We start from the raw sequence: 20,030 nt of genomic DNA, 5'->3' as shown, positions 1-20,030 counted from the left end.
CTACGGTGGACCGACCAGATCGTCGGCACAAGGTGGGGGCACAACAACGCCATGGCACAGGGCACGGTCCAGGTGACGCACACCGGCACATCGCGGTGGCGGCGCCGCACAGGCGAGTACGCTTCCCTCGCCGCAGCCCTGGAGGCCGCGGGAGACGGTGACGTCCTCACCGTCGCTCCCGGTACGTACCGGGAAAACCTTGTCGTCGAGCGTGCTGTGACCCTGCGCGGGCCCGAGGGCACCGTCGGCTCGGTCCGTATCGCACCCTCCGACGGTGTGGCGCTGACCGTGCGCGCCTCCGCCGTGGTCCAAGACCTGTACGTCGAGGGCCAGGACACCGCCGCCCCCGCCCTGCTCGTCGAGGACGGCACCCCCGAACTCGTCGACCTGCGGATCGTGACCCGCTCCGCCGTCGGCATAGAGGTGCGCGGCGCGGCCCGGCCGACGGTGCGCCGCTGCACCGTCGACAATCCGGCGGGTGTCGGCATCGGCGTGCTGGAGGGCGCGGGCGGGGTGTTCGAGGAGTGCGAGGTGGTCGCGGCGGGCCAGTCGGGCGTCTCCGTTCGCGGCGGGGCGCACCCGCGACTGGAGCGTTGCCGGATCCATCGCACCTCGGGCGCCGGCCTGTCCGTCACCGGCGAGGGCAGCGGCCTCGAGGCCATCGGGTGCGAGGTGTACGAGATCAAGGGCACCGGCGTGCAGATCACCGCGCGCGCCGCCGCGCATCTCACCGACTGCACGGTGCACCGCACTTCGGCCGACGGCATCACGCTCGACACCGACGCCGTGCTGACGCTCTCCGACTGCGACATCCACGACATTCCGGAGAACGCGATCGACCTGCGCTCCCGCGCGGTCCTCACCCTCACCCGCTCCACGGTCCGCCGCTTCGGCCGCAACGGCCTGTCCGTCTGGGACCCAGGCACGCGGGTGGACGCCAACCAGTGCGAGATCCACGACAGTACGGGCGACTATCCGGCGGTCTGGATCAGCGACGGCGCGACTGCCGTCCTCGAAGCCTGCCGCGTCCACGACGTCCCCGACGCGCTCTTCGTGCTCGACCGCGGCTCGCGCGTCGATGTCGTCGACAGTGACCTGTCCCAGGTGCGCAATACGGCGGTATCCGTGAGCGACGGCGCGACCGCGCAGCTCGACGACTGCCGGATCCGCGAGGCGTCGACCGGCGCCTGGTTCCGCGACCACGGCAGCGGCGGCACGCTCTCCGGCTGCACCATCGACGCGGCGCAGACCGGAGTCATCGTCACCAAGGGCGCCGATCCCCGCATCGAGCGCTGCACGGTCACCTCGCCCGCCGAGGCGGGTTTCTACGTCTCCGCCGAGGGCCGCGGCACCTTCCACAACTGCCGGGTGAAGGGCAGCAGTGGCTACGGCTTCCATGTGATCGACGGCTGCCGCACGACGCTGACCCGCTGCCGGACGGAGCGCTGTGCGCGCGGCGGTTACGAGTTCGCCGAGGACGGACCGGTCGTCGAGGACTGCACCAGCGACGAGAGCGGCGTACGGTCGACGGCCCAGGAGGCCGCCGCCCCGGCCGTGCTGCCCGCGACGCAGTCCGCCGGGCTGCTGAGCGCGATCCCGGGCCCGCGCGCCGAGCACCCCACGGCGCCCGCCCCCGCGCCGGAGGCCGCCCCCGCCCGCTCGTCGAAGGCCGTCCTCGGTGAACTCGACGCGCTGGTGGGCCTGGAGAGCGTCAAGCGCGAGGTGCGCGCCCTCACCGATATGATCGAGATCGGCCGCCGCCGCCAGGAGGCCGGGCTCAAGGCCGCGTCGGTCCGCCGTCATCTGGTCTTCACCGGCTCCCCCGGCACCGGAAAGACCACGGTGGCACGGCTGTACGGCGAGATCCTGGCCTCGCTCGCGGTCCTGGAGCGCGGTCATCTCGTCGAGGTGTCCCGGGTGGACCTGGTCGGCGAGCACATCGGCTCGACGGCCATCCGCACGCAGGAGGCCTTCGACCGGGCGCGCGGCGGTGTGCTGTTCATCGACGAGGCGTACGCGCTGTCCCCCGAGGACTCGGGGCGCGACTTCGGCCGCGAGGCCATCGACACGCTCGTGAAGCTGATGGAGGACCACCGGGAGGCGGTCGTCGTCATCGTCGCCGGGTACACGGCGGAGATGGAGCGCTTCCTGTCCGTCAACCCGGGCGTGGCGTCGCGCTTCTCACGGACCATCAGGTTCTCCGACTACGAGCCCGACGAGCTGCTGCGGATCGTGGAGCAGCAGGCGGAGGAGCACGAGTACCGGCTGGGTGCGGGCACGGCCGAGGCGCTGCTGAAGTACTTCACGGAGCTTCCCAAGGGCCCCGCCTTCGGCAACGGCCGTACCGCCCGCCAGACCTTCGAGTCGATGGTGGAGCGGCACGCGGGCCGGGTCGCCCAGCTCACCGAGATGAACACGGACGACCTGACCCTGCTCTACCCGGAGGACTTGCCCGAACTCCCTTGACCCTGCGGGGCGTCCGGCCGCTGCCTGGGCAGTGCGGGCGGTGGCAGCCGGTCGAGCAGTGCGGTCCTCTCCCGGTCGAATTCGGGGTCGGCCTGGTAGTCGGAGTGCCCCAGTACGGGGGCGGGCAGCGGCTGTTCGCGGGTACGCCCGTAGGCGAGCGGGTCCTTGAGCGCGGCCCGGTCCACCTCGGGCTCCTGGCCGCCGCCCGTGACGCGCACCGGGCCGCCGATCGGGTCGGTGGGCCGCCACAGGTTCCGCCAGCAGTGCACCTCGTCGCTCAGGGCCTCCAGGCAGGCGGGGCCGAAGTACGCGGGGAACCAGCGTCCGTACAGCCGCTCCAGCGGTGATCCGTACGTGAGCAGGGCGACCCGGCGCCGGGTGCGCAGGGGCAGTTGCCAGACCGCGGCCGCCGACAGGACGCTGCCCTGCGAGTGGCCGGAGATGACGAGCCGTCCGCCGGTGCGGTCGGTCCAGGTGGCCATGCGCCAGGTGAGGTCGGGGACGGCGCGCTCGGCGTAGCAGGGGGGCGCGAAGGGATGCGCCGCGCGCGGCCAGAAGGTGCCGACGTCCCAGAGGATGCCGATGGTGCGGCGGGCCGCGGCGTCGCGGTAGGCGCGGCGGCCCCAGGTGACGAACAGTATGAAGCCGAAGCCGATCAGCCAGGAGCCGAGGGCCTGCGCGGTCTGGGCCGCCGATGCGATGAAGGCGTACGTCCCTTCGGCCGCCCTGCCCGGCACTTCCCCCGTCCCCCAGGCGCCGACGACTGCGGCCGCGCCCAGCAGCAGTGTGGTGCCCGCCGTAATGCCGACGATGGAGGGCGCCGAGTCGGTGAGGGCGGCCCTGGCGCGGGTCCCCGCTATACGGCGGGTGCGGACGGAGTCGGGCTCCGCGTCCGGGAAGTCCGCCTCGACCTCGCCGGTCAGTGCGCGGCGCACGCGCCAAGTACGCACGGCGAGGAAGGCTCCCAGTGCCAGCAGGACAACCAGCAGGGGCGGGATGGCCGACGCCTGCCAGGTGAGCAGTACCGGGGGCCCTTCGAAGCCGCCTCCCGCGCCTTCCCCCGGGGTGGCCGCGCCGTCGAGCCAGTCGCCGACGCGCTGGGCGACTCCGCCGGTCATGACGCCGCCGAGGGCGCAGGCGAGCATGGCGACAGCGGGGCCGCCGAGTCCGCGCATCACCGTACGGGCGTCGGGCGCCCGCCGGTACATGGCCAGGGCGACTGCGGCGAGGGCGATGACGAGGCCGCCCTGACCGAGGGCGATGATCCCGAATGTACGGTCGCCCGGGAGTCGGCCTCCTGAGACCCAGTCGGGGCGGGACCAGGCGGCGTACAGCATGCTCAGGGCCAGCAGGGCGAGTGCGGCTCCGGGCAGCCAGGCGACGACGGCCTGGTCGAGCTTCAGGTCGAGGCGGGATTCGCTGCGGCCTCTGCGGCAGACCACCCAGACCACCAGGGCGCCACCGGCGAGCAGGGTCAGTTCGAGGACCCAGCCGAGGGTTTCCAGGAGCGGGCCCGAGGCGCGGCGGTCGTAGCGGGCTCCGGCGCCGGCGAGCGCCGCGGCGACGGTGAGGAACCCGGCGGCGGTGTGGGCGGCGCGCAGCCGGGCGACGAGCCTGCGGCCGTACCAGAAGCCGGGCATCCCGAGGGCGGGGCGGGCGGTCGGCTCGTCGGGGTCGGGCTCGGCGCCGGGCGGCAGGGGGCGCTGGGACTCGTACGCGCTCCAGGTGCGGTTGGACAGGTACCAGAGGAGGCCGGTCAGGGCGACGGGCACGAGGGCGGCGAGGGCGAGGCGCCGGCCGGGCTGGCTCCACCAGCCGTCGCGGGCGGTGGACATGAAGCCGAGCCAGGACTTGTCGCGGGAGCAGCCGGGCGAGCCCGCGCACTGCCAGGCGGCCAGGTCGAGGGCGACCTCGCAGGCGGCGGCGGTCAGCAGCACGGTGAGGCTGAGGGCGACGAGCCGCACCAGCACCCCGTACATGCGCACGGTCTTCTTGAGGCCCTCGGTGGTGGGCTGCATCCAGTGCGCGAGATTGGCGACCATGAAGGGCAGCAGGAGCAGCCACAGGGCGCGGGCGCCGTTGCCCGAGGTGAGATTGCACCAGACGTACGCCTCCGGGACCGGCCGGTCGCGGGCCTCGTCCGGTGCCGGTTCGTCCGGGTGGAGTCCGGCTTCGGCGTCGTCGGTACGGCGGTACACGGCGGCGGTCTCGTCGCCGGTGACGCGGACCGTGCGCGGATCGCCGAGCATCTCCTCGGGGGTGGTCCCGCCGACCCCGTGGACCAGCAGTTCGAGCGCGGCTCCGCCGTCGGTGGGGGACGGTGTGACACGGGGCACTTCTGTGGCTCGCTCTCGTGGTGGGAGGATCGTGTTCCGCGCACGGCGGCGCCGCTCAAGGATCCCGGATCATGGGCGGCTGCCGCAGGGCTCTCACCGAATCTCCCCGAGGTCCGGCCGTCGAGCGCCCGTGCGAGGATGAGCAACCCCCAGTGCACGCACCGAGTTCACCAACGCGAAAGGACCGGCCTGTCCGTGACCGAGAATCAGAACCTGCTCGCCGAGCAGCGTCGTGCCCTGATCCTCGACGAGGTAAGGCGGCGCGGCGGTGTCCGGGTCAATGAGCTCACCAGGAAGCTCAATGTCTCCGACATGACGGTCCGCAGGGACCTGGACGCGCTGGCCCGCCAGGGTGTGGTGGAGAAGGTCCACGGCGGCGCGGTGCCGGTGGTCGAGGCGAGTACGCACGAGCCTGGTTTCGAGGCGAAGTCGGGTCTCGAACTGAGCGCCAAGGAGGACATCGCGCGGGCGGCCGCGGCGATGGCGGCGCCGGGTTCGGCGATCGCGCTGTCCGGCGGGACGACGACGTACGCGCTGGCCCAGCATCTGCTGGAGGTGCCGGACCTGACGGTGGTGACCAATTCGGTGCGCGTCGCGGATGTGTTCCACACCGCTCAGCGCGCGGGCACGGGCGCGGGCAGCGGGCTGCGGCCCGGTGCGGCGACGGTGGTGCTCACCGGTGGCGTGCGGACACCGTCGGACTCACTCGTCGGTCCGGTCGCCGATCAGGCGATCCGCTCGCTCCACTTCGATGTGCTGTTCCTCGGGGTGCACGGGATTTCGGTCGAGGCGGGTCTTTCCACCCCGAATCTGGCCGAGGCGGAGACGAACCGGCGTCTGGTGCGGTCCGCGCGGCGGGTGGTCGTGGTCGCGGATCACACCAAGTGGGGCACGGTGGGCCTGAGTTCGTTCGCGACGCTCGAAGAGGTCGACACGCTGGTCACGGACAGCGGGCTCTCCGCGCAGACCCGCGAGGAGATCGAGGAGCATCTGCCGGGCCTGGTGGTCGCGGGCGAATCCCAGGAGACAGATCCGGAGCCCGCAGACATCTGACGGTCCGACAGTTACGGTGTACGGGCCCGGGACCACTCGTGTCCTGTCCTGTCCTGTCCGTCACCGAACCCGCTGGGGGTGCAGGTTCCATGGCACGCCGACTCCGCCCTGTCGAGCTCGACTTCGTAGAAACCGCGCCGCTGCGCCTGGTCTTCACCGCCGAGGTGTCCGCACCGCCCGAAGCTGTGTACCGGGCGCTCGCGGAGGACGTCGATGCCTGGCCCAGCTGGTTCGCCGCAGTGACGCTGGCCCGGCCCACGGCGGGCGGCGCGGGGCGCGAGGTGCGGCTCAAGGGCGGGACGCGCTTCCAGGAGACGATCCTGGCGGCGGAGCCCGGCGAGCGGTACGCGTACCGCGTCGACGAGACCAACGCTCCCGGCCTGCGCGCCCTGTTGGAGGAGTGGCGGATCGCTCCGGTCGGTACTGGTGCTGGACCTGGTACTGGTACCGGTACGCGCGTGCAGTGGACGTTCGCGGCGGACGGCCCCGCGCCGCTGCGGCTGGCGTTGCGGGTCGGCCGGGCGGGGCTGGGGCGGGCGTTCCGGGACGCGGTACGCAGCCTGGACCGGCGACTTGCGTCGGCAGCCGCCTGAGCCCCTACCCGTATCCCTTCGGCAGGACCGGTCAGCAGGGGCCGGTCAGCAGGTCCACTCGCCGGTGGCCAGGAATTCGTCGATCGCGGCGGCGTACGGCGCAATGTCCAGGCCCTGTTCGGCGAGCCAGGCGTCCGAGTAGTACTTGTCGAGGTAGCGCTCGCCCGGGTCGCAGAGCAGCGTGACGACACTGCCCCTGCGCCCCTCCGCGACCATCCCTGCGATGATCTTCAGTGCGCTCCACAGCCCCGTACCGGTGGAGCCGCCCGCCTTCCGGCCGATGGCCCTGTCCAGCGCGCGTACGGCCGCGACGCTCGCCGCGTCCGGGACCTTCATCATCCGGTCGATGGCGCCGGGCACGAAGCTGGGCTCCATCCGGGGCCTGCCGATGCCTTCGATGCGCGAGCCGCAGTCGCTGGCGGCGAGCGGGTCGCGGCGGGTCCAGCCGTCGAAGAAGCAGGAGTTCTCCGGGTCCGGGACGCAGATGCGGGTGTCGTGCTGCATGTAGTGCACATAGCGCGCGATGGTGGCCGATGTGCCGCCGGTCCCGGCGGTCGCGACGATCCAGGCCGGTTCCGGGTAGCGCTCCAACTTCAGCTGCTGGTAGATGGATTCGGCGATGTTGTTGTTGCCGCGCCAGTCGGTGGCCCGTTCCGCGTACGTGAACTGGTCCATGTAGTGGCCGCCGGACTCGACCGCGAGGGCGGCCGACTCTTCGTACATCTTCCGCGAGTCGTCCACGAAGTGGCACTGCCCGCCGTGGAATTCGATCAGGCGGATCTTCTCGGGGCTGGTGGTGCGCGGCATCACGGCGATGAACGGCACGCCGATCAGCTTCGCGAAGTACGCCTCGGAGACCGCGGTCGAGCCGCTGGACGCCTCGATGACCGGTTTGCCGGGTCTGATCCAGCCGTTGCACAGGCCGTACAGGAAGAGCGAGCGGGCGAGCCGGTGCTTGAGGCTGCCGGTCGGGTGGGTGGACTCGTCCTTGAGGTACAGGTCGATCCCCCACTGCTCGGGCAGCGGGAAGCGCAGCAGGTGCGTGTCGGCGGAGCGGTTGGCGTCGGCCTGGACCTTACGGACGGCTTCTTTCAGCCACGCCCGGTACTCCGCGTCGCTGCGGTCCACATCGATGGTCGCCATGGCGGCGTCGCCGCCGCGTGCCTGGTCAGTGGTGCTCATGCGGGCCACTCCTCGTCGTAGCGTCCCCGCGGCAGCTGGTTCCACCTCGGGACTCACGTCTCCCACCCGCCACTTTAAGCCTCTCACCTGCACAAACGTTGACTTTGGGCATCCATAGGGATCCCTTGTTGATGGGCGAGGTGCTCTGGTGCGTACGCCCACGTTTGTGCAGACTGCCCCCCAGGACCTATGCGCGAAGGGGGCGAAGTGGCATGGCGGAGCCCGAGTTCAGCGCGACGGGCGTACGGATCGAGCGTTGGCCCCGCTCACTCACCAAGGCCGGCCAGGTGCTGGTCAAAGACGGCAGGCTGGTGCTGCTGACGAGCAACGGGCGCGAGATCGACAGTGCGCCGCTGGGCTCTGTGAGTGCGGGGAAACCCTGGTACGCCGGGGAGGACAGCACGGTGGCGACGGTCAACGGAACCCGGTACCGGCTCATCATGGGGAAGCACGGGCGCACCCCGAAGGGTGAAGAGCTGGCGGGCCGGCTTCTGGAGGCCATTCGCAGCGCCCGCGACACGCGGGGTGCACGTGACTGATGTGATGCGAGTTGCGGAGCAGTATGACCTGGGTCACCCTGATCTCACATCACTCAGGGTGCAACGGCGGTGACGCTGAGATCCAGTCCGCCGGACCACACAGCAGCCAGCAACTGCTGGATCCGTTCTTCGTCTTCTTCCGGACCGATTTCGGGGAGTCGCAGCCGTGATCAGCCAGCCAAGCAGGCACTGCACGGTGGAGCTCCAGGCCCTGCCGTCGCGGATCGGTCAGGTCCGCAGAATCATCTCGGCGCAATTGCGCTACTGGCATCTCGATACCTTGATCGACCAGGCGGCGCTCGGCGTCACCGAATTGCTGACCAACGTCCACCGGCACGCAGAGCCGGACAAGACATGCACGGTGAAGATCGAGCTGCTGCTCGACCGCCTCACGGTGTCCGTCCACGACCACGATCCGCGTCTGCCCACGGTCCGTGCGGCCGACGCGGGTGAAACGAGCGGGCGCGGGCTCGCTCTGATAGAGGCGTTCAGCGAGAGCTGGGGTGTACGCCCGCAGGGCGATGCCGGGAAGGTCGTGTGGTTCACACTGCCCGCACCGCCCTCCCCCGTTGTGGCGCTGTCCTCCTACCCCGTGTACGGGGCGACGACCGACGGACCGTTCTCCCAGGACGACGCTGCTCACGAAGTCGTCGAGGCGACGCACGCACATACGCCCGCCCGGTCGGCCGTGGTCGGCTGACGGGTCGGGCGAGGCGCGCACCACGGGCTGCCATCGGGGGCCCGCACGACCGGCGTTCACGGGCGTGCGGGCCCACGTGATTGGCCTCAGCCGGGCGCGGGCCGCACTACCGGCCTAACCGGAGTGGCCTGCGCGCTACCGGCCTCAACCTGGTGCGGGCCGGGCCCGCACTGGCAGCACCTCACTCCGTGGCGATCGCGCGCAGTACGTCCAGGCGTGCCGCCCTGCGGGCCGGGCGCCAGCCCGCGAGGGCGCCGGCGGTCAGGCCAACCAGCGCGACCACCGCCAGCTGGAGCAGCGGCAGCGCGAACGCGAAGGCGGTGTCGCCCGCGCCCTCGGAGGCCTTCACCAGCACCCACCCGAGGAAGGCGCCGAGTGCCAGGCCGCCCGCCGTACCGAAGGCGGCGACCAGCACCGACTCCCAGCGGACCATGGCGCGCAGCTGCGCCCTGGTCTGGCCGACCGCGCGCAGCAGGCCGAGTTCCCTGGTCCGTTCGTGGATCGCAAGGGTGAGGGTGTTGGCGATGCCGAGCAGCGCGATCAGGACGGCGAGGGCCAGCAGTGCGTAGATCAGCGTCAGCATCATGTCGATGGCGCCGGCCGCGGACTGGGCGTACTCGTCGCGGGTCTGCACCTCGGGATCGCCGTACGCCGCCGCAGTCTTCTCGACCGCTGCCGTGCCGTCCGCGTCCGTCACGCCGCCCTTGAAGGTGACGGCGACGAGGGTGTCGGAGTCCTGTCCGCGGTGCGGGGCCCAGGCTTCGCGGCTGATGACGTAGTCGCCCGGCAGCTCGGACCGTTCGAAGACGGCGCGGACGGTGAAGGTCTGTTTCCGGCCGTCCGTGAACGCGAGTTCGGTGGTGCTGCCCGGCCGCCACCCCTTCTTGTCCGCCTCGGACCGCGATACGGCGAGGCCCTCGGCACCGAGGCCGTCGAGCGATCCTTCGACCGTGCCGAGGTCGAAGCCCTTGGCCAGCGCGGCCGGGTCGGTGACGGTCAGCTGCCGTCCCCCGCCGTCGACGTCCGCCACGCCCTGGCCGAGTGCGACCGTGGCCGCCACCTCGGGCAGCTCCGCGATGGCGGGACCGAGCTTCGGGCTGAGTCCGCTGCCGCCCGCGCCGAACGCCGGTGCGCTGATCGCGACATCGCCCGCGAAGGAGCGGGCCACCGTCTGGTCCATCGTCGCCTTCAGCGAGGCGCCGAAGACCGTGAACAGGGACACGACGGCGACGCCGATCATCAGCGCGGTGGCGGTCGCCGCGGTGCGCTTCGGGCTGCGCAGCGCGTTGCGCTTGGCCAGGCCGCCCGTGACGCCGCGCAGCCGGTCGAGTGGGCGGCCGAGTACTCGTACGGCGTACGACGCTGCGACCGGCCCGAGGATCACGAAGGCGACGAGCGCGAGCACCGCGCCGGCCCCCGCGAGCCACACGGACGGGCTGGCCAGCACCCCGACGAGGATGATGCCGACCCCGGCCAGGCCCAGACCCGTACCGGCGACGCCACGCGACCTGGACGCGCCGGAGTCGTCGACGGCGGTTTCGCGCAGCGCGGCGAGCGGTGCGGTGCGTCCGGCGCGGACGGCCGGCAGCAGTGCGGAGCCGAGGCATACGAGGACGCCGACGACGAGCGGCAGCAGCATCGAGACGCCGCTGACCACCAAGTCGCCCTCCGGGAAGGGGAATCCGATGGCGGGGAAGAGTGCCTGGAGGCCGGCGGCCATGCCGATGCCGCCGAGCAGCCCGGCCGCGGATGCGATCACCGCGACGACGGTCGCCTCGGCGAGTGTCGAGCCGAGGACCTGGCGGCGGGAGGCGCCGAGGGCGCGCAGCAGGGCGTTCCCGCGGGTGCGCTGGGCGACGACGATCGCGAAGGTGTTGTGGATGGAGAAGGTCGCGACCAGCAGCACGATGCCGGAGAAGACGAGCAGCAGGGTGGTGAAGAGGCTCAGGAACTGGCCGGAGATGGCGTCCTGGTTCTCCGCGGTCGACTGCTCGCCAGTGATCGCCTCAACCCCCTCCGGCAGTACGGGGGCCAGCGCGTCCACAAGCTCCTGCTGACTGGTCCCGGGCCCTGCCCGTACCTGAATGTTCGACGCCTCGCCCGGCTTCGGCGTGAGGTATTTCTCCGCGTCGGCGCGCGTCATCCCGGTGAAGGTGACCTCGCCCATGCCGTCCTCGCCGCCGAAGGTGGCCAGGCCGACCACCGTCACGCGCACCGGGTCGGGGGTGCGCAGCACGGTCGTGTCACCGACTTTGAGACCACCGTCCTCGGCCGCTCCCCGGTTGACGACGACCTCGCCGGTCGCGCTGGGTGCGCGCCCTTCGGCGAGTTCGTACGGGTTGAGCTCGGGGTCGTCGATCCAGTTGCCGGCGGTGGTGGGCGGGCCCTCGCCACCGATGGGCTCGCCGTCGGAGCCGATGAGCCGGCCCGCGCCCTGGATGCTGGGTACGGCGGCCGCGGCGCCCGGAGCCTCCTCGACCGTTGTGACGAGCGAGGTGGGGACAGCCTGCCGCGTCCCCTGGCCCTCCCCGACGACGTTGGAGCTGCGGACAACCGCGTCCGTACCGCCGGTGGCGTTGCCGAACATCGTGTCGAAGCTGCCGCGCAGGGTGTCGCCCATGACGAGCGTGCCCGCCAGGAAGGCGACTCCGAGCAGCACGGCGGTGAACGTACCGGCGAAGCGCCGCTTGTGGCCGCGCAGGGAAGACATGCTCAGCCGTACGGACGTCCTGACGGAACTCATGTCGTCACCCCCCTGACGTCGAAAGCCTTGAGGCGGTCGAGCACGCGTTCGGCGGTGGGCGATTCCATGCGGTCGACGAGACGCCCGTCGGCGAGGAAGACGACCTCGTCGGCGTGGGCGGCGGCGACCGGGTCGTGGGTGACCATGACGACCGTACGGTCCATCTGGCGCACCGCCCGGCCGAGGAGGCGCAGCACCTCCTCGCCGGACCGCGAGTCGAGGTTGCCGGTCGGCTCGTCGGCGAAGACGACGTCGGGGCGGCCGGCGAACGCGCGGGCCACGGCGACGCGTTGCTGCTGACCGCCGGAGAGCTCGCTCGGCCGGTGGTGCAGCCGGTCGCGCAGCCCGACGACGTCCACGAGCGCGTCGGTCCACTCCTGGTCGGCGCGGGTGCCCGCGAGGTCCATGGGCAGCGTGATGTTCTCGGCGACAGTCAGGGTGGGGATCAGATTGAACGCCTGGAAGACGAACCCGATGCGCTCGCGGCGCAGCAGCGTGAGCCTGCGGTCGTCGAGCGCGCTCAGGTCGGTGGGCCCGATGAAGGCGGACCCCGAGGTGAGCGTGTCGAGCCCGGCCGCGCAGTGCATCAGCGTGGACTTGCCGGACCCGGAGGGCCCCATGATGGCAGTGAACCGCCCGGCCGGAAAGCCGACGCTCACCCCGTCCAGGGCCCTGACTTCGGTGTCGCCCTTGCCGTAGACCTTGACGGCGTCGACGACGCGGGCGGCGGTATCGGTACGGACCGTCGTGTCGGTGCTGATCACGCCACACCGTCCTTCGACGTACGGCCGAACTGCTCGTCCAGTACGGAGAGCCGACGCCAGTACTCCTCCTCGTCGATCTCCCCGGAGGCGAAGCGGCGCCCGAGCATGGCGATCGGCGAGCTCTCACTGTGCGGGCCGCGGCCGGCGTCTGCCCGCCAGGGCCCACGGCGCCCACGCCACACGGTACGACGCAGCACGGTGACGACGCCGACGACGACGGCCGCCCAGATGAGCGGAAAGAGAAGGATCCACGGGCCGGGTCCTTCGTGCGCGAGGGTGTTCATGTCGGTCAGCTCCTCGGTGCGATCTGCGTACTTCCTTGTCGCTACCGAGAGTGGCTCGGGGAGGGGGTCCGGGTCGTCGTACGGCCAGCGGCAGTGCACGTACCACGGAGGGAGTAGGCGGGGCGTGCGCGACTGCTTCCGGCGCGCAGCTTCCCAAGCTCAGAGCGCGAGTTCGATTCTCGTCACCCGCTCCACAACGAAGGCCCTGGTCAGAGACCGGGGCCCTGTTTGTTGTCTAGACCTCTCCGGGGCCTCCGCACCTTCCGCGTGCCCCATCTCGCAAAAACACCCTGCCCCGAAGGGTCCTGGTGCGCCATTCACACCTCACCGGTGATCGATCGTCTCGAATAATGAGACGCATTCTCTGTGAGCTGTGCCAGTCAATATGTGGGGTGTGCGAATTCGCTGTCACAAAGGGGCAGTTACCTGCCGGCGTCATCGGATGGGGCGCCGATCAGAGCGCTGGGACCATCGCACGGCGATGAAGGCCAGGTCGGCCACGAGGAGCACGATGCCGATGATCAGCAGATAGCCCAGGCCCTCTGCCACCGCGCCGATGATTCCCAGCACGACGGCCACCAGGACGAGGAGCAGGAAGAGAGTCATGACGCGGACGCCTCCTTCGAACGGAGCGCGGGCGGTCAGCGGCGCGCGAGTTGCCTCTCGCCGCCGGCTCCAGGCTGGTAGGTCATGTCGTAGTGCTGGAAGATCGCTTCCTCTGCCTCGGCGGGCAGGATGTCGTCCATGCCGACCGAGGGCGCCTTCTTCACCAGTGCCCTGGCGTAGGAGACCTTGAGGTAGTCCGGCCCGAGGATCGCGTCGCCAAGGGGCACGAAGACCAGGCGGTGACGGGTGGGGACTCCGGTCCGGACCGTAGCCATGGCCGGCTCGTCGGTGGTGGTGTCCACGTAGATCGCTTCGAGCACGCCTACCTTGTGGCCCTTCGGATCGACGACGTTGCGGTTGCGCCACTCACGGATATCGGCTGCCTGGATCATGGCGCGCCCTCCTGAGCCGTTCACCCGGCCGATGCGAACCGTGACAGACGGGTCGCAACCAGTCAAGATCGATCTGCCTTTTTACTCTCCCAGGCTATCCGGGAACCCGCGCGTCGTGCCCCCGCGCGGCAACGGTATCGACCGTGGTAGTCGACAGGCATGCCGATGAAGCCATCCAATGCAGCAGGCCGTGCATCTCTGTTCGGACGGCTAGGCCGCGCGATCAGCCATTCCCCAGTCGCACGGGGATGGCGGCGGGGCAGCGATATCGAACTGTGGCAGCGCGCCCTGGGCTTCGCGGCGCTGGGGTTCCTCACGCTTGTGCCGCTGCTGATCATTGTCTCCTCGGGTGATCCCAAGCACGGGCGGGGGTTCGCGCAGTGGCTGGGGGAAGGGCTCGGCGTGTCGACGGCCTCCAGCGAACAGGTCGAGCAGTTGTTCACCCGGCCTGGCCAGGCGCTGCGGACCACGACCGCGTTCGGCATCGCCGCCCTCGCCGTGTTCGGCCTGACCTTCGGGGCGGCGGTGCAGACCGGCTACGAGAAGGTCTGGGACTTGCCCCCAGCTCGCTGGGGGCCAGGTGGCGGCATGTGGTGTGGCTCGGTGTCCTCACCGGTTACCTCTTCGTCTCCGCCACCACCACTCTGCGGCGCGAGCCCCTGGCGGGTGGGGCCGTCGCGTCGCTGAGCGCCGTCCTATTCATCTGGTAATCCCAGCGCATGCTGCTCGGCGGGCGGGTCCGCTGGCGCGCCCTGTTTCCCGGCGCGGTGGCCACCGTGATCGGGCTGCTCGGTCTGAGGGTCTTCTCCCGGCTCGTCTTCTCTCCGTTGATCGCATCAAACGCCGTCAGCTACGGGGCCATTGGAACCGTCCTGGTCATCCAGTCCTGGCGGTGGGCGTGGGCGTCGTCGTCTTCGGTGGTGCCCTGGCCGGCCGGCTGCTGCACGAGGAGATCCCACGCGCGGCACACGCACTGAAACGGCGAGGATGAGATGCGGATCTGGATTTGGTCACGCCTGACTCGGGCAGGAGCTCAAGCCCCTCCTGTGGGTGTCGGTGGGCACTCCCGCCGGAGCGGGACGTGGACAGCTCGCGCATCAGGGCCTGCGCGGTGTCGTTTGAGGGCCGCTGCTTTCCGCTGCCCGCCGGGGTGTGTCGCTCACTGCGGGTTCGGTCCCGGGACCCGGGCCGTCTGCGGCTGCTTCGCTGGACTGCACCGCAGTCCCCGTCCCCGCCGCCGTCGCCGTCGCCGTCGCCGTCCAAGCTGCGCAGTACAGCAGCAGCCTGGCCATGAGGTTGATCCACAGAACGACGGCGACCGGCACAGCGAAGGCGCCGTACATGCTCTTCCCCGCGACGCCCTGCAGATAGCCGGTCAGCAACAGCTTGAGCAGCTCGAAGCCCACCGCACCGATCAGACCGGCCACCACGACCGCGCGCCGACCCGGATGCACCCGCGCCAGCCGGGTGAGCACGTAGACCAGCAGCAGGAAATCGACGAGCAGGGCGATGGCCAGACCCGCGAAGAACAGCAGCGCCCGTCCCGCCCCGCCCTCGATCCCGACCCTGTCGGCGGCCCAGCCAACCGCACTGTTCGCGAACACCGAACTGCCGAGCGCAACCAGCCCGACCACGCCGAGACCGACCAGCACAACGGTGTCCTTGACCCTGAGCAGGATCGGATTTCCAGGGTCCTGCTCCTTCTCCCACACCGCACGCAGGCACCCGCGCAGGGCGCCGACCCAGTTGATGCCGATCACAAGCAGCAGCGCGCCCGCGATGAGCCCGACGGCCCCGGCGTGCGCGACGAGACTGTCCAGGTCCAGCAGGTCGGAAAACCCCGGCGCCTGGTCGGCGATCTTGTCCTGGAGTTTCCCGAGCTGGTCGTCGCTCAGCAGCTTGGCGCTGATCGCCGCGGCGACGGTGACCAGCGGAAAGAGCGCAACGAAACTGGTGAAGGTGACGGCGGCGGCAAGCCGGGCCCAGTGGGCCGAGGCCACCCGCTCGTACGCGCGCCACACGTGCGTACGCATCAGCCGCGCAATCATGGGCCCAATCCCGGGCAACCTGGTCAGCCATTCCATGGTGGTCACCCACTCACAAGCGTACGCACCGAGACGATGAGCTCACCAGGGCAGGGAAGCCGAAGCGGCTCAGGCCGACAGGTGCGAAGGCGCGACAAGGGGCACCCTCGCTTGACAGGACGCCTTCACCATCGACGCCGAACACCGACGAACCGCGAAGCACTGGGGCGACGTCCGACGACCTCCTGCTGCCACTCGTCGTCGTCGGAGTGCTGATTCAGCATGCCGTTCCGCGGATGGTTAACCACAAGCTCGTCGTACGAGTGCTCGCATCCGTCGTGCCGTTGCAACGAAGCGCGCACATGACGCGCCGCTCAGCGCCGGGGGGATGCGGTGGCCGGGTGGGGGATCAGGGTGGTGTCGAAGTCGCCGTCGGCGATCTCGCGAGCGAGCTGTGCGAGCTGACGTTGGTGGGCGCGGGCGTAGGAGCGGAAGGCGGTGAACGCGTCGTCGAGTGAGATGTGCCAGCGTTCCGCGAGGATGCCCTTGACCTGTTCCAGGACGATGCGGCTGGTGAGGGCGTACTGGAGTTGGGCACGCTCGATGTGGCTGTGGTCCAGGGTGCGCTGCTGCAGGATGGCGATGGTCGCGATGTCTGCCAGGGCCTGGGCGAGGGTGATGTCCTGGTCGCTGAGGGGGTCGGGGTCGGTCTGGAACAGGGAGAGTGCGCCGATCACGCGGCCGCGTAGCCGCAGCGGGAGTGCGTTGGTGGCCACGAACCCGGTCTCGTGGGCGCGGGTGGCGAACTGCGGCCAGCTCTCCGTGGCTTTCGGATCGGTGAGGTTGATGTTGGTGCGGGCGTGGCCGCTCTTGTAGCACTCCACGCAGGGGCCTTGGTCGTGCTGCAGGGCGAAGAGTTCGAGCAGTCGGGTGTGTTCGTCGGAGGCGGCGATGGTCTGCAGGGTGTCGTGCTGGTCGGCCAGCAGGATGCCGACCGCCGCCACGTCCAGCAGTTCCATGCAGCGCACCGAGAGCTGCTGGAGGAAGTCGATGAGGTCGAAGTCGTCGGTCAGGGAGTCGGCGACTTCCACGAAGACCTCGGTGAGCCGTTGTTCGCGGGGCATGTCGATCAGTCCTTGTCTACGACGGTCGGGGGCGTGCCGTTGCCGTTGTGGTCCAGGCGAAGCCGCCGGTCCACCACGTCCTGGGAGATGTCGGTGATGGAGCGCGCACTGCTGTAAGCATGCGCGCGCAGCCGCAGCAAGGCTTGGGGCAGGGACAGGGAGAGTTGGACGCTGACCATGCCCGTCGCCTGGTGGATCACAGCGTGCTGCAGGGTGCCGGCGGGCGAGCCGTCCACGGGGGGCTCGCCACTGCCCAGGCACCGGGCGGTGAGCGCGTCGGCCAGGATCAGCGCGTCGTCGGCCTGCTGTGCGGTCAGCGGGCCCGGGGTGCGGCGTACGGCGGTCAGGACGCCGGTGCGGATCGCGCCGATCCCCATCGGGAAGCAGAAGACCGCCCGGGCCGGCAGGCCGGGGGCCTCCATGGCCAGCGCGGGCCAGCGCGCAAGGCGAACGCCGGCCAGGTCGGGCACCCACACCATCGCGCCGGTGCGGGCCGCGTCGGGCCCAGGGCCCTCCCCGAGGGTGAGCTGAAGGTCCTCGAAGCGGCGCGTCGCGGCGTCAGAGCACCACAGGAGCTCGGTGAGGTCGCCCTCGGTGACCAGGGAGACCGCGAGGCCGTCCACGCCCAACGCGGCGGCGCCGGCCGCGGCGACATCGGCGACCTGGCCGGAGCCGTCGTCGGACTGCAGCAGACGCAGAACCCCGACCATGCGGTCACTGATCACCCACCACCACCTCGCCCCGTGCCACCTGCGTCGGGCGGGCTCTTGGTCGTGCTCCCGGGCCCGGTCACGAGGCCAGCGACGTGGGACGCGCGGCAGCCAGGTCGTCCGTAATGGCGACAGGCGGCGCGGGTACCAGAGGCCGGTCGTACAGGAGGAACCCGGTGGCGGTCAGATCCAGGAGTCGGGTCAGCATCGGACTCGGGTGGCGCAGGCACAGCGAACCCTCAGCTGTGGTGGTGAGCCGAGCGGTGGCCAGGAAGGCATTGAGGCCGCTGACATCGCAGAAGGTGAGAAGGGTCAGGTCGATGTCGAGCGTACGGATTCCGTCCCGCAGACAGTCCTCGATCATCACGCGCACGGAGGGTGCCGTCTCCAGGTCGAGTTCACCCGCCAGGGTGATGGTCGCGTGGCTTCCTCGGTCGTGCCGGTGGAGGTTCAAGCTTGACAGAACAGGCATAGTGCCTCAGTTCCTATGTGACCACCTGGTGCACCGCTGGGCGGGCCTTAAATTTCGGCTTAACCTGGCGCGTATTCCCCGTGGTCGGACGCCTTTACAGGTCAGGCAAAAGCGACGGATGGCAACCCTGTTTCCAGGGCCGTGAAACCGACCGGCTTCGCCTCGAAGGTGGGCCTGTGGTGATCCAGACGAGTCGTCCACTCCCCGCAGGCACGAGCACGACAACAGCATGGGTCACGCCGGGGTCTGGGACGTCCATCGCAGCATAGCCCGTGCGCCCACCCCCCCCAACAGCCGTTCCTCGGTCACCGCGTTCCACCGACCCCGCGGCACCTCCTCGGCGTACGGCCCCAAGGGCTCACTCACCGACCGGTGCCACCTGTGGACGCGCGAGCAGTCCACCGCCACTACGCCGCACGAAGGCACCGCAACGCACGACGCCACTCCCGTTGCATCTCCTGCGGGAGCTTCTTGCCCTCCGTCGTGGCGACCAGGGCCGCAGCTACGTCCCTGAGTTTGACGTTGCAGTGCTGCGACACGTCCACCAGCAGATTCCAGGCCCCGTCACTGGAACACGGCGCCAGGGCCATCACCATCCCGCACGCCTGGTCGATCACCGCGTGGCTGACCAGCGCCTGCCCCAACTGCTTGTTCTCGGCACGCAGTGCAAGAATTTCCACGACCAGAGCAGCGTCTGCCACCACGCCCACAGTCGTCACAGCCCGCTGCTCTTCATGAACCGTGATCGTCTGACGCATGGTGTGTACCTCGCAGCGCAGTCAGCACGTCCGGCCTGGGCGAAAGCCGTTGGCACGCCTGGAAGGCAGTCCGCCCCATCGGTCACCTGTGATGTTCACGGTCCCGACGGTCCCAGCCGCCCCGGCGCTGCCGCCTGTACCGGCGGTCCCAACGGTCCTGACGGTCCCGGTAATCCCGGTAATCGGAATCGCCGCCACGGGCCCCGCCCCTGGCGCCCCCGCGGCCGTAGTGCACGAGACCGAAGATGAGAACGGCTGCTGCCACCCACCAGACGGGGCTGAGGAAGCCGAGACCGAACAGGACCACGATGAGGATGAGAAGCAAGACGAACACGGCGACCCTTCCCGGAGCGCAACAAGACATCGCTGCCAGGGACCGGGGCCTCACTCAACAGCATAGTCCTGACCAAAGGTTGCGGATAGCGCCCCGTGTCAGCCCGTATCACGATGGCTGCATGGAGACTTGACGCCCTTTCAGAAGTGCGGCGACGACTGGCGTGCGCGGTGCGGCCAGCCCCCCGTCGCCGGCCCCGGCATCATCGAGAAGCGACCGCGCTCCGACGGAAGCACACCTTGCGCATCGGTGTCCGGACCTGCCTCGTCACAAATCGACTCTCCGATGCCGACCTCGATGCCATCAGGTCTGTCGATCGCTGGGACCGAATCGAGCCAGTGCCGCAAGAGCGCGTTGCGTCGCCTGCTTCTGTGTAGCTCGACGACGCTGTAGCCGGGCAAGCGAGGCAGCGTCAACCGGCGTAAGACGATCGCGGCGATGAACCGGATCATGGGCAGGGTCACAGACCGGCGCGGCGACTTCTGCGCGTGGACAGCGAACCGGATCACCGCCCGCAACGCCCTGGTAGTGCTGGAAGACCTCAAGACGAGGAACATGTCTGCGTCGACCTCGCACACCGTGGCGGCGCCGGGCGTGAACGTCGCCCAGAAACGGGGCCTGAACCGGGTCATCCTCGATAAGGGATGGCATCGTCTCGAACTCGCCCTCACCAGCGCCGCCCGGTACACGGGCAGCGTCGTGGCGAAGGTCAGTCCCGCGTACACGTCGCAGCAGTGCCACGCCTGCAAGCACACGGCACCGGAAAACCGCGAGAGCCAAGCGGTCTTCCGGTGCCGTGCCTGCGGCCACACTGCACACGCTGACGTGAACGCGGCCCTCAACATCAAGGCGGCAGGGCTTGCCGTCTCAGCCTGTGGAGACCTCGGCATCAGCCGGTCCCTGAAGCAGGAACCCGTAAGCCGGGCAACCGGCCGAAACCCCTGAAAAAG

The 20,030-nt window shown here is 70.2% G+C and carries 19 protein-coding genes and 1 pseudogene; 7 read left to right on the top strand and 13 right to left on the bottom strand.

Annotated elements, in window-relative coordinates:
• The first annotated feature begins 51 nt into the window (after positions 1–51).
• On the top strand, positions 52–2,466 hold the full coding sequence (locus J7I98_RS21885) for a right-handed parallel beta-helix repeat-containing protein (RefSeq protein WP_214922941.1): 2,415 nt from the start codon (positions 52–54) through the stop codon (positions 2,464–2,466).
• Here the strand turns inward: J7I98_RS21885 and J7I98_RS21880 are convergent.
• Entirely contained in the window at positions 2,436–4,802 is a 2,367-nt protein-coding gene (locus J7I98_RS21880) for a hypothetical protein (protein ID WP_214922939.1), read from the bottom strand. The two genes, J7I98_RS21885 and J7I98_RS21880, sit on opposite strands and share 31 nt — an antisense overlap.
• A 195-nt stretch (positions 4,803–4,997) precedes the next feature.
• Here J7I98_RS21880 and J7I98_RS21875 point away from each other — a divergent pair, with 195 nt between their 5' ends.
• Positions 4,998–5,855 carry a DeoR/GlpR family DNA-binding transcription regulator gene (locus J7I98_RS21875; RefSeq protein ID WP_214922937.1) on the top strand — a complete coding sequence of 286 codons (858 nt, stop codon included), beginning with the start codon at positions 4,998–5,000 and terminating at the stop codon, positions 5,853–5,855.
• An 89-nt stretch (positions 5,856–5,944) separates the two neighbouring features.
• Complete coding sequence (locus J7I98_RS21870) at positions 5,945–6,448, top strand: SRPBCC family protein (protein WP_214922935.1); 504 nt, start codon at positions 5,945–5,947, stop codon at positions 6,446–6,448.
• A gap of 45 nt (positions 6,449–6,493) precedes the next feature.
• Here J7I98_RS21870 and J7I98_RS21865 read toward each other — a convergent pair whose 3' ends face one another.
• Entirely contained in the window at positions 6,494–7,630 is a 1,137-nt protein-coding gene (locus J7I98_RS21865) for a PLP-dependent cysteine synthase family protein (protein WP_214922928.1), read from the bottom strand.
• 212 nt (positions 7,631–7,842) lie between these two features.
• On the opposite strand from J7I98_RS21865, the gene J7I98_RS21860 reads away from it, so the two are divergent.
• Together J7I98_RS21860 and J7I98_RS21855 are read left to right on the top strand one after the other, a co-directional pair.
• Positions 7,843–8,169 carry a hypothetical protein gene (locus J7I98_RS21860; protein ID WP_214922926.1) on the top strand — a complete coding sequence of 109 codons (327 nt, stop codon included), beginning with the start codon at positions 7,843–7,845 and terminating at the stop codon, positions 8,167–8,169.
• Positions 8,170–8,335: 166 nt separating this feature from the next.
• Positions 8,336–8,869 (top strand): ATP-binding protein, encoded by a 534-nt coding sequence (locus J7I98_RS21855; RefSeq protein WP_214922923.1) that lies wholly within the window; start codon positions 8,336–8,338, stop codon positions 8,867–8,869.
• A 181-nt stretch (positions 8,870–9,050) separates the two neighbouring features.
• Here J7I98_RS21855 and J7I98_RS21850 read toward each other — a convergent pair whose 3' ends face one another.
• The 5 genes from J7I98_RS21850 to J7I98_RS21830 all read right to left on the bottom strand — a co-directional run bounded on the left by J7I98_RS21850 (position 9,051) and on the right by J7I98_RS21830 (position 13,658).
• Complete coding sequence (locus tag J7I98_RS21850; protein WP_214922921.1) at positions 9,051–11,612, bottom strand: ABC transporter permease; 2,562 nt, start codon at positions 11,610–11,612, stop codon at positions 9,051–9,053.
• The gene (locus tag J7I98_RS21845) at positions 11,609–12,373 is read right to left on the bottom strand and encodes an ABC transporter ATP-binding protein (RefSeq protein WP_214923065.1); all 765 of its coding nucleotides are present in this window, start codon (positions 12,371–12,373) and stop codon (positions 11,609–11,611) included. Before J7I98_RS21845 ends, J7I98_RS21850 begins: the two co-directional genes overlap by 4 nt.
• Positions 12,373–12,660 carry an SHOCT domain-containing protein gene (locus tag J7I98_RS21840; protein WP_214922919.1) on the bottom strand — a complete coding sequence of 96 codons (288 nt, stop codon included), beginning with the start codon at positions 12,658–12,660 and terminating at the stop codon, positions 12,373–12,375. The genes J7I98_RS21845 and J7I98_RS21840 overlap by 1 nt, the downstream gene beginning before the upstream one ends.
• A 435-nt stretch (positions 12,661–13,095) precedes the next feature.
• Complete coding sequence (locus J7I98_RS21835) at positions 13,096–13,266, bottom strand: hypothetical protein (protein ID WP_214922918.1); 171 nt, start codon at positions 13,264–13,266, stop codon at positions 13,096–13,098.
• A gap of 35 nt (positions 13,267–13,301) precedes the next feature.
• The gene (locus J7I98_RS21830) at positions 13,302–13,658 is read right to left on the bottom strand and encodes a PRC-barrel domain-containing protein (protein WP_214922916.1); all 357 of its coding nucleotides are present in this window, start codon (positions 13,656–13,658) and stop codon (positions 13,302–13,304) included.
• A gap of 159 nt (positions 13,659–13,817) precedes the next feature.
• Here J7I98_RS21830 and J7I98_RS21825 point away from each other — a divergent pair.
• A pseudogene (locus tag J7I98_RS21825) lies at positions 13,818–14,649 on the top strand (ribonuclease BN).
• Positions 14,650–14,755: 106 nt separating this feature from the next.
• Here the strand turns inward: J7I98_RS21825 and J7I98_RS21820 are convergent.
• The 6 genes from J7I98_RS21820 to J7I98_RS21795 form a co-directional block, all read right to left on the bottom strand.
• Positions 14,756–15,742 (bottom strand): YihY/virulence factor BrkB family protein, encoded by a 987-nt coding sequence (locus J7I98_RS21820; RefSeq protein WP_214923063.1) that lies wholly within the window; start codon positions 15,740–15,742, stop codon positions 14,756–14,758.
• A 314-nt stretch (positions 15,743–16,056) separates the two neighbouring features.
• Entirely contained in the window at positions 16,057–16,806 is a 750-nt protein-coding gene (locus J7I98_RS21815; protein ID WP_214922914.1) for a GAF and ANTAR domain-containing protein, read from the bottom strand.
• 5 nt (positions 16,807–16,811) lie between these two features.
• Positions 16,812–17,531 (bottom strand): ANTAR domain-containing protein, encoded by a 720-nt coding sequence (locus J7I98_RS21810; RefSeq protein WP_214922912.1) that lies wholly within the window; start codon positions 17,529–17,531, stop codon positions 16,812–16,814.
• A 64-nt stretch (positions 17,532–17,595) separates the two neighbouring features.
• Positions 17,596–17,988, bottom strand: coding sequence for an STAS domain-containing protein (locus tag J7I98_RS21805; RefSeq protein WP_214922910.1), 393 nt, complete (start codon positions 17,986–17,988; stop codon positions 17,596–17,598).
• Positions 17,989–18,395: 407 nt separating this feature from the next.
• Positions 18,396–18,746 (bottom strand): ANTAR domain-containing protein, encoded by a 351-nt coding sequence (locus tag J7I98_RS21800; protein ID WP_214922908.1) that lies wholly within the window; start codon positions 18,744–18,746, stop codon positions 18,396–18,398.
• Positions 18,747–19,220: 474 nt separating this feature from the next.
• A complete protein-coding gene (locus J7I98_RS21795) occupies positions 19,221–19,532 on the bottom strand; it encodes a hypothetical protein (RefSeq protein ID WP_214922906.1) in 312 nt (103 codons plus the stop codon).
• Between J7I98_RS21795 and J7I98_RS21790 the strand changes: the two genes are divergently transcribed.
• A complete protein-coding gene (locus tag J7I98_RS21790; RefSeq protein ID WP_251020964.1) occupies positions 19,531–20,025 on the top strand; it encodes an RNA-guided endonuclease TnpB family protein in 495 nt (164 codons plus the stop codon). The two genes, J7I98_RS21795 and J7I98_RS21790, sit on opposite strands and share 2 nt — an antisense overlap.
• Positions 20,026–20,030 lie beyond the last annotated feature (5 nt).

This window comes from Streptomyces sp. ISL-98 (assembly GCF_018614055.1).
GTDB classification, from domain to species: Bacteria; Actinomycetota; Actinomycetes; order Streptomycetales; family Streptomycetaceae; genus Streptomyces; species Streptomyces spiramyceticus.
Note: the sequence above shows the minus strand (reverse complement) of the source record. Positions and strands in the feature narration are given on the sequence as shown.

Excerpts from the sequence above, each read along its gene's own strand:
- J7I98_RS21885 (WP_214922941.1), top strand. The coding sequence starts at position 52 with ATGGCACAGGGCACGGTCCAGGTGACGCACACCGGCACATCGCGGTGG.
- J7I98_RS21870 (WP_214922935.1), top strand. The coding sequence starts at position 5,945 with ATGGCACGCCGACTCCGCCCTGTCGAGCTCGACTTCGTAGAAACCGCG.
- J7I98_RS21865 (WP_214922928.1), bottom strand. The coding sequence starts at position 7,630 with ATGAGCACCACTGACCAGGCACGCGGCGGCGACGCCGCCATGGCGACC.
- J7I98_RS21860 (WP_214922926.1), top strand. The coding sequence starts at position 7,843 with ATGGCGGAGCCCGAGTTCAGCGCGACGGGCGTACGGATCGAGCGTTGG.
- J7I98_RS21850 (WP_214922921.1), bottom strand. The coding sequence starts at position 11,612 with ATGAGTTCCGTCAGGACGTCCGTACGGCTGAGCATGTCTTCCCTGCGC.
- J7I98_RS21840 (WP_214922919.1), bottom strand. The coding sequence starts at position 12,660 with ATGAACACCCTCGCGCACGAAGGACCCGGCCCGTGGATCCTTCTCTTT.
- J7I98_RS21835 (WP_214922918.1), bottom strand. The coding sequence starts at position 13,266 with ATGACTCTCTTCCTGCTCCTCGTCCTGGTGGCCGTCGTGCTGGGAATC.
- J7I98_RS21830 (WP_214922916.1), bottom strand. The coding sequence starts at position 13,658 with ATGATCCAGGCAGCCGATATCCGTGAGTGGCGCAACCGCAACGTCGTC.
- J7I98_RS21820 (WP_214923063.1), bottom strand. The coding sequence starts at position 15,742 with ATGGAATGGCTGACCAGGTTGCCCGGGATTGGGCCCATGATTGCGCGG.
- J7I98_RS21815 (WP_214922914.1), bottom strand. The coding sequence starts at position 16,806 with ATGCCCCGCGAACAACGGCTCACCGAGGTCTTCGTGGAAGTCGCCGAC.
- J7I98_RS21805 (WP_214922910.1), bottom strand. The coding sequence starts at position 17,988 with ATGCCTGTTCTGTCAAGCTTGAACCTCCACCGGCACGACCGAGGAAGC.
- J7I98_RS21800 (WP_214922908.1), bottom strand. The coding sequence starts at position 18,746 with ATGCGTCAGACGATCACGGTTCATGAAGAGCAGCGGGCTGTGACGACT.
- J7I98_RS21790 (WP_251020964.1), top strand. The coding sequence starts at position 19,531 with ATGGGCAGGGTCACAGACCGGCGCGGCGACTTCTGCGCGTGGACAGCG.
- J7I98_RS21795 (WP_214922906.1), bottom strand. The coding sequence starts at position 19,532 with ATGATCCGGTTCATCGCCGCGATCGTCTTACGCCGGTTGACGCTGCCT.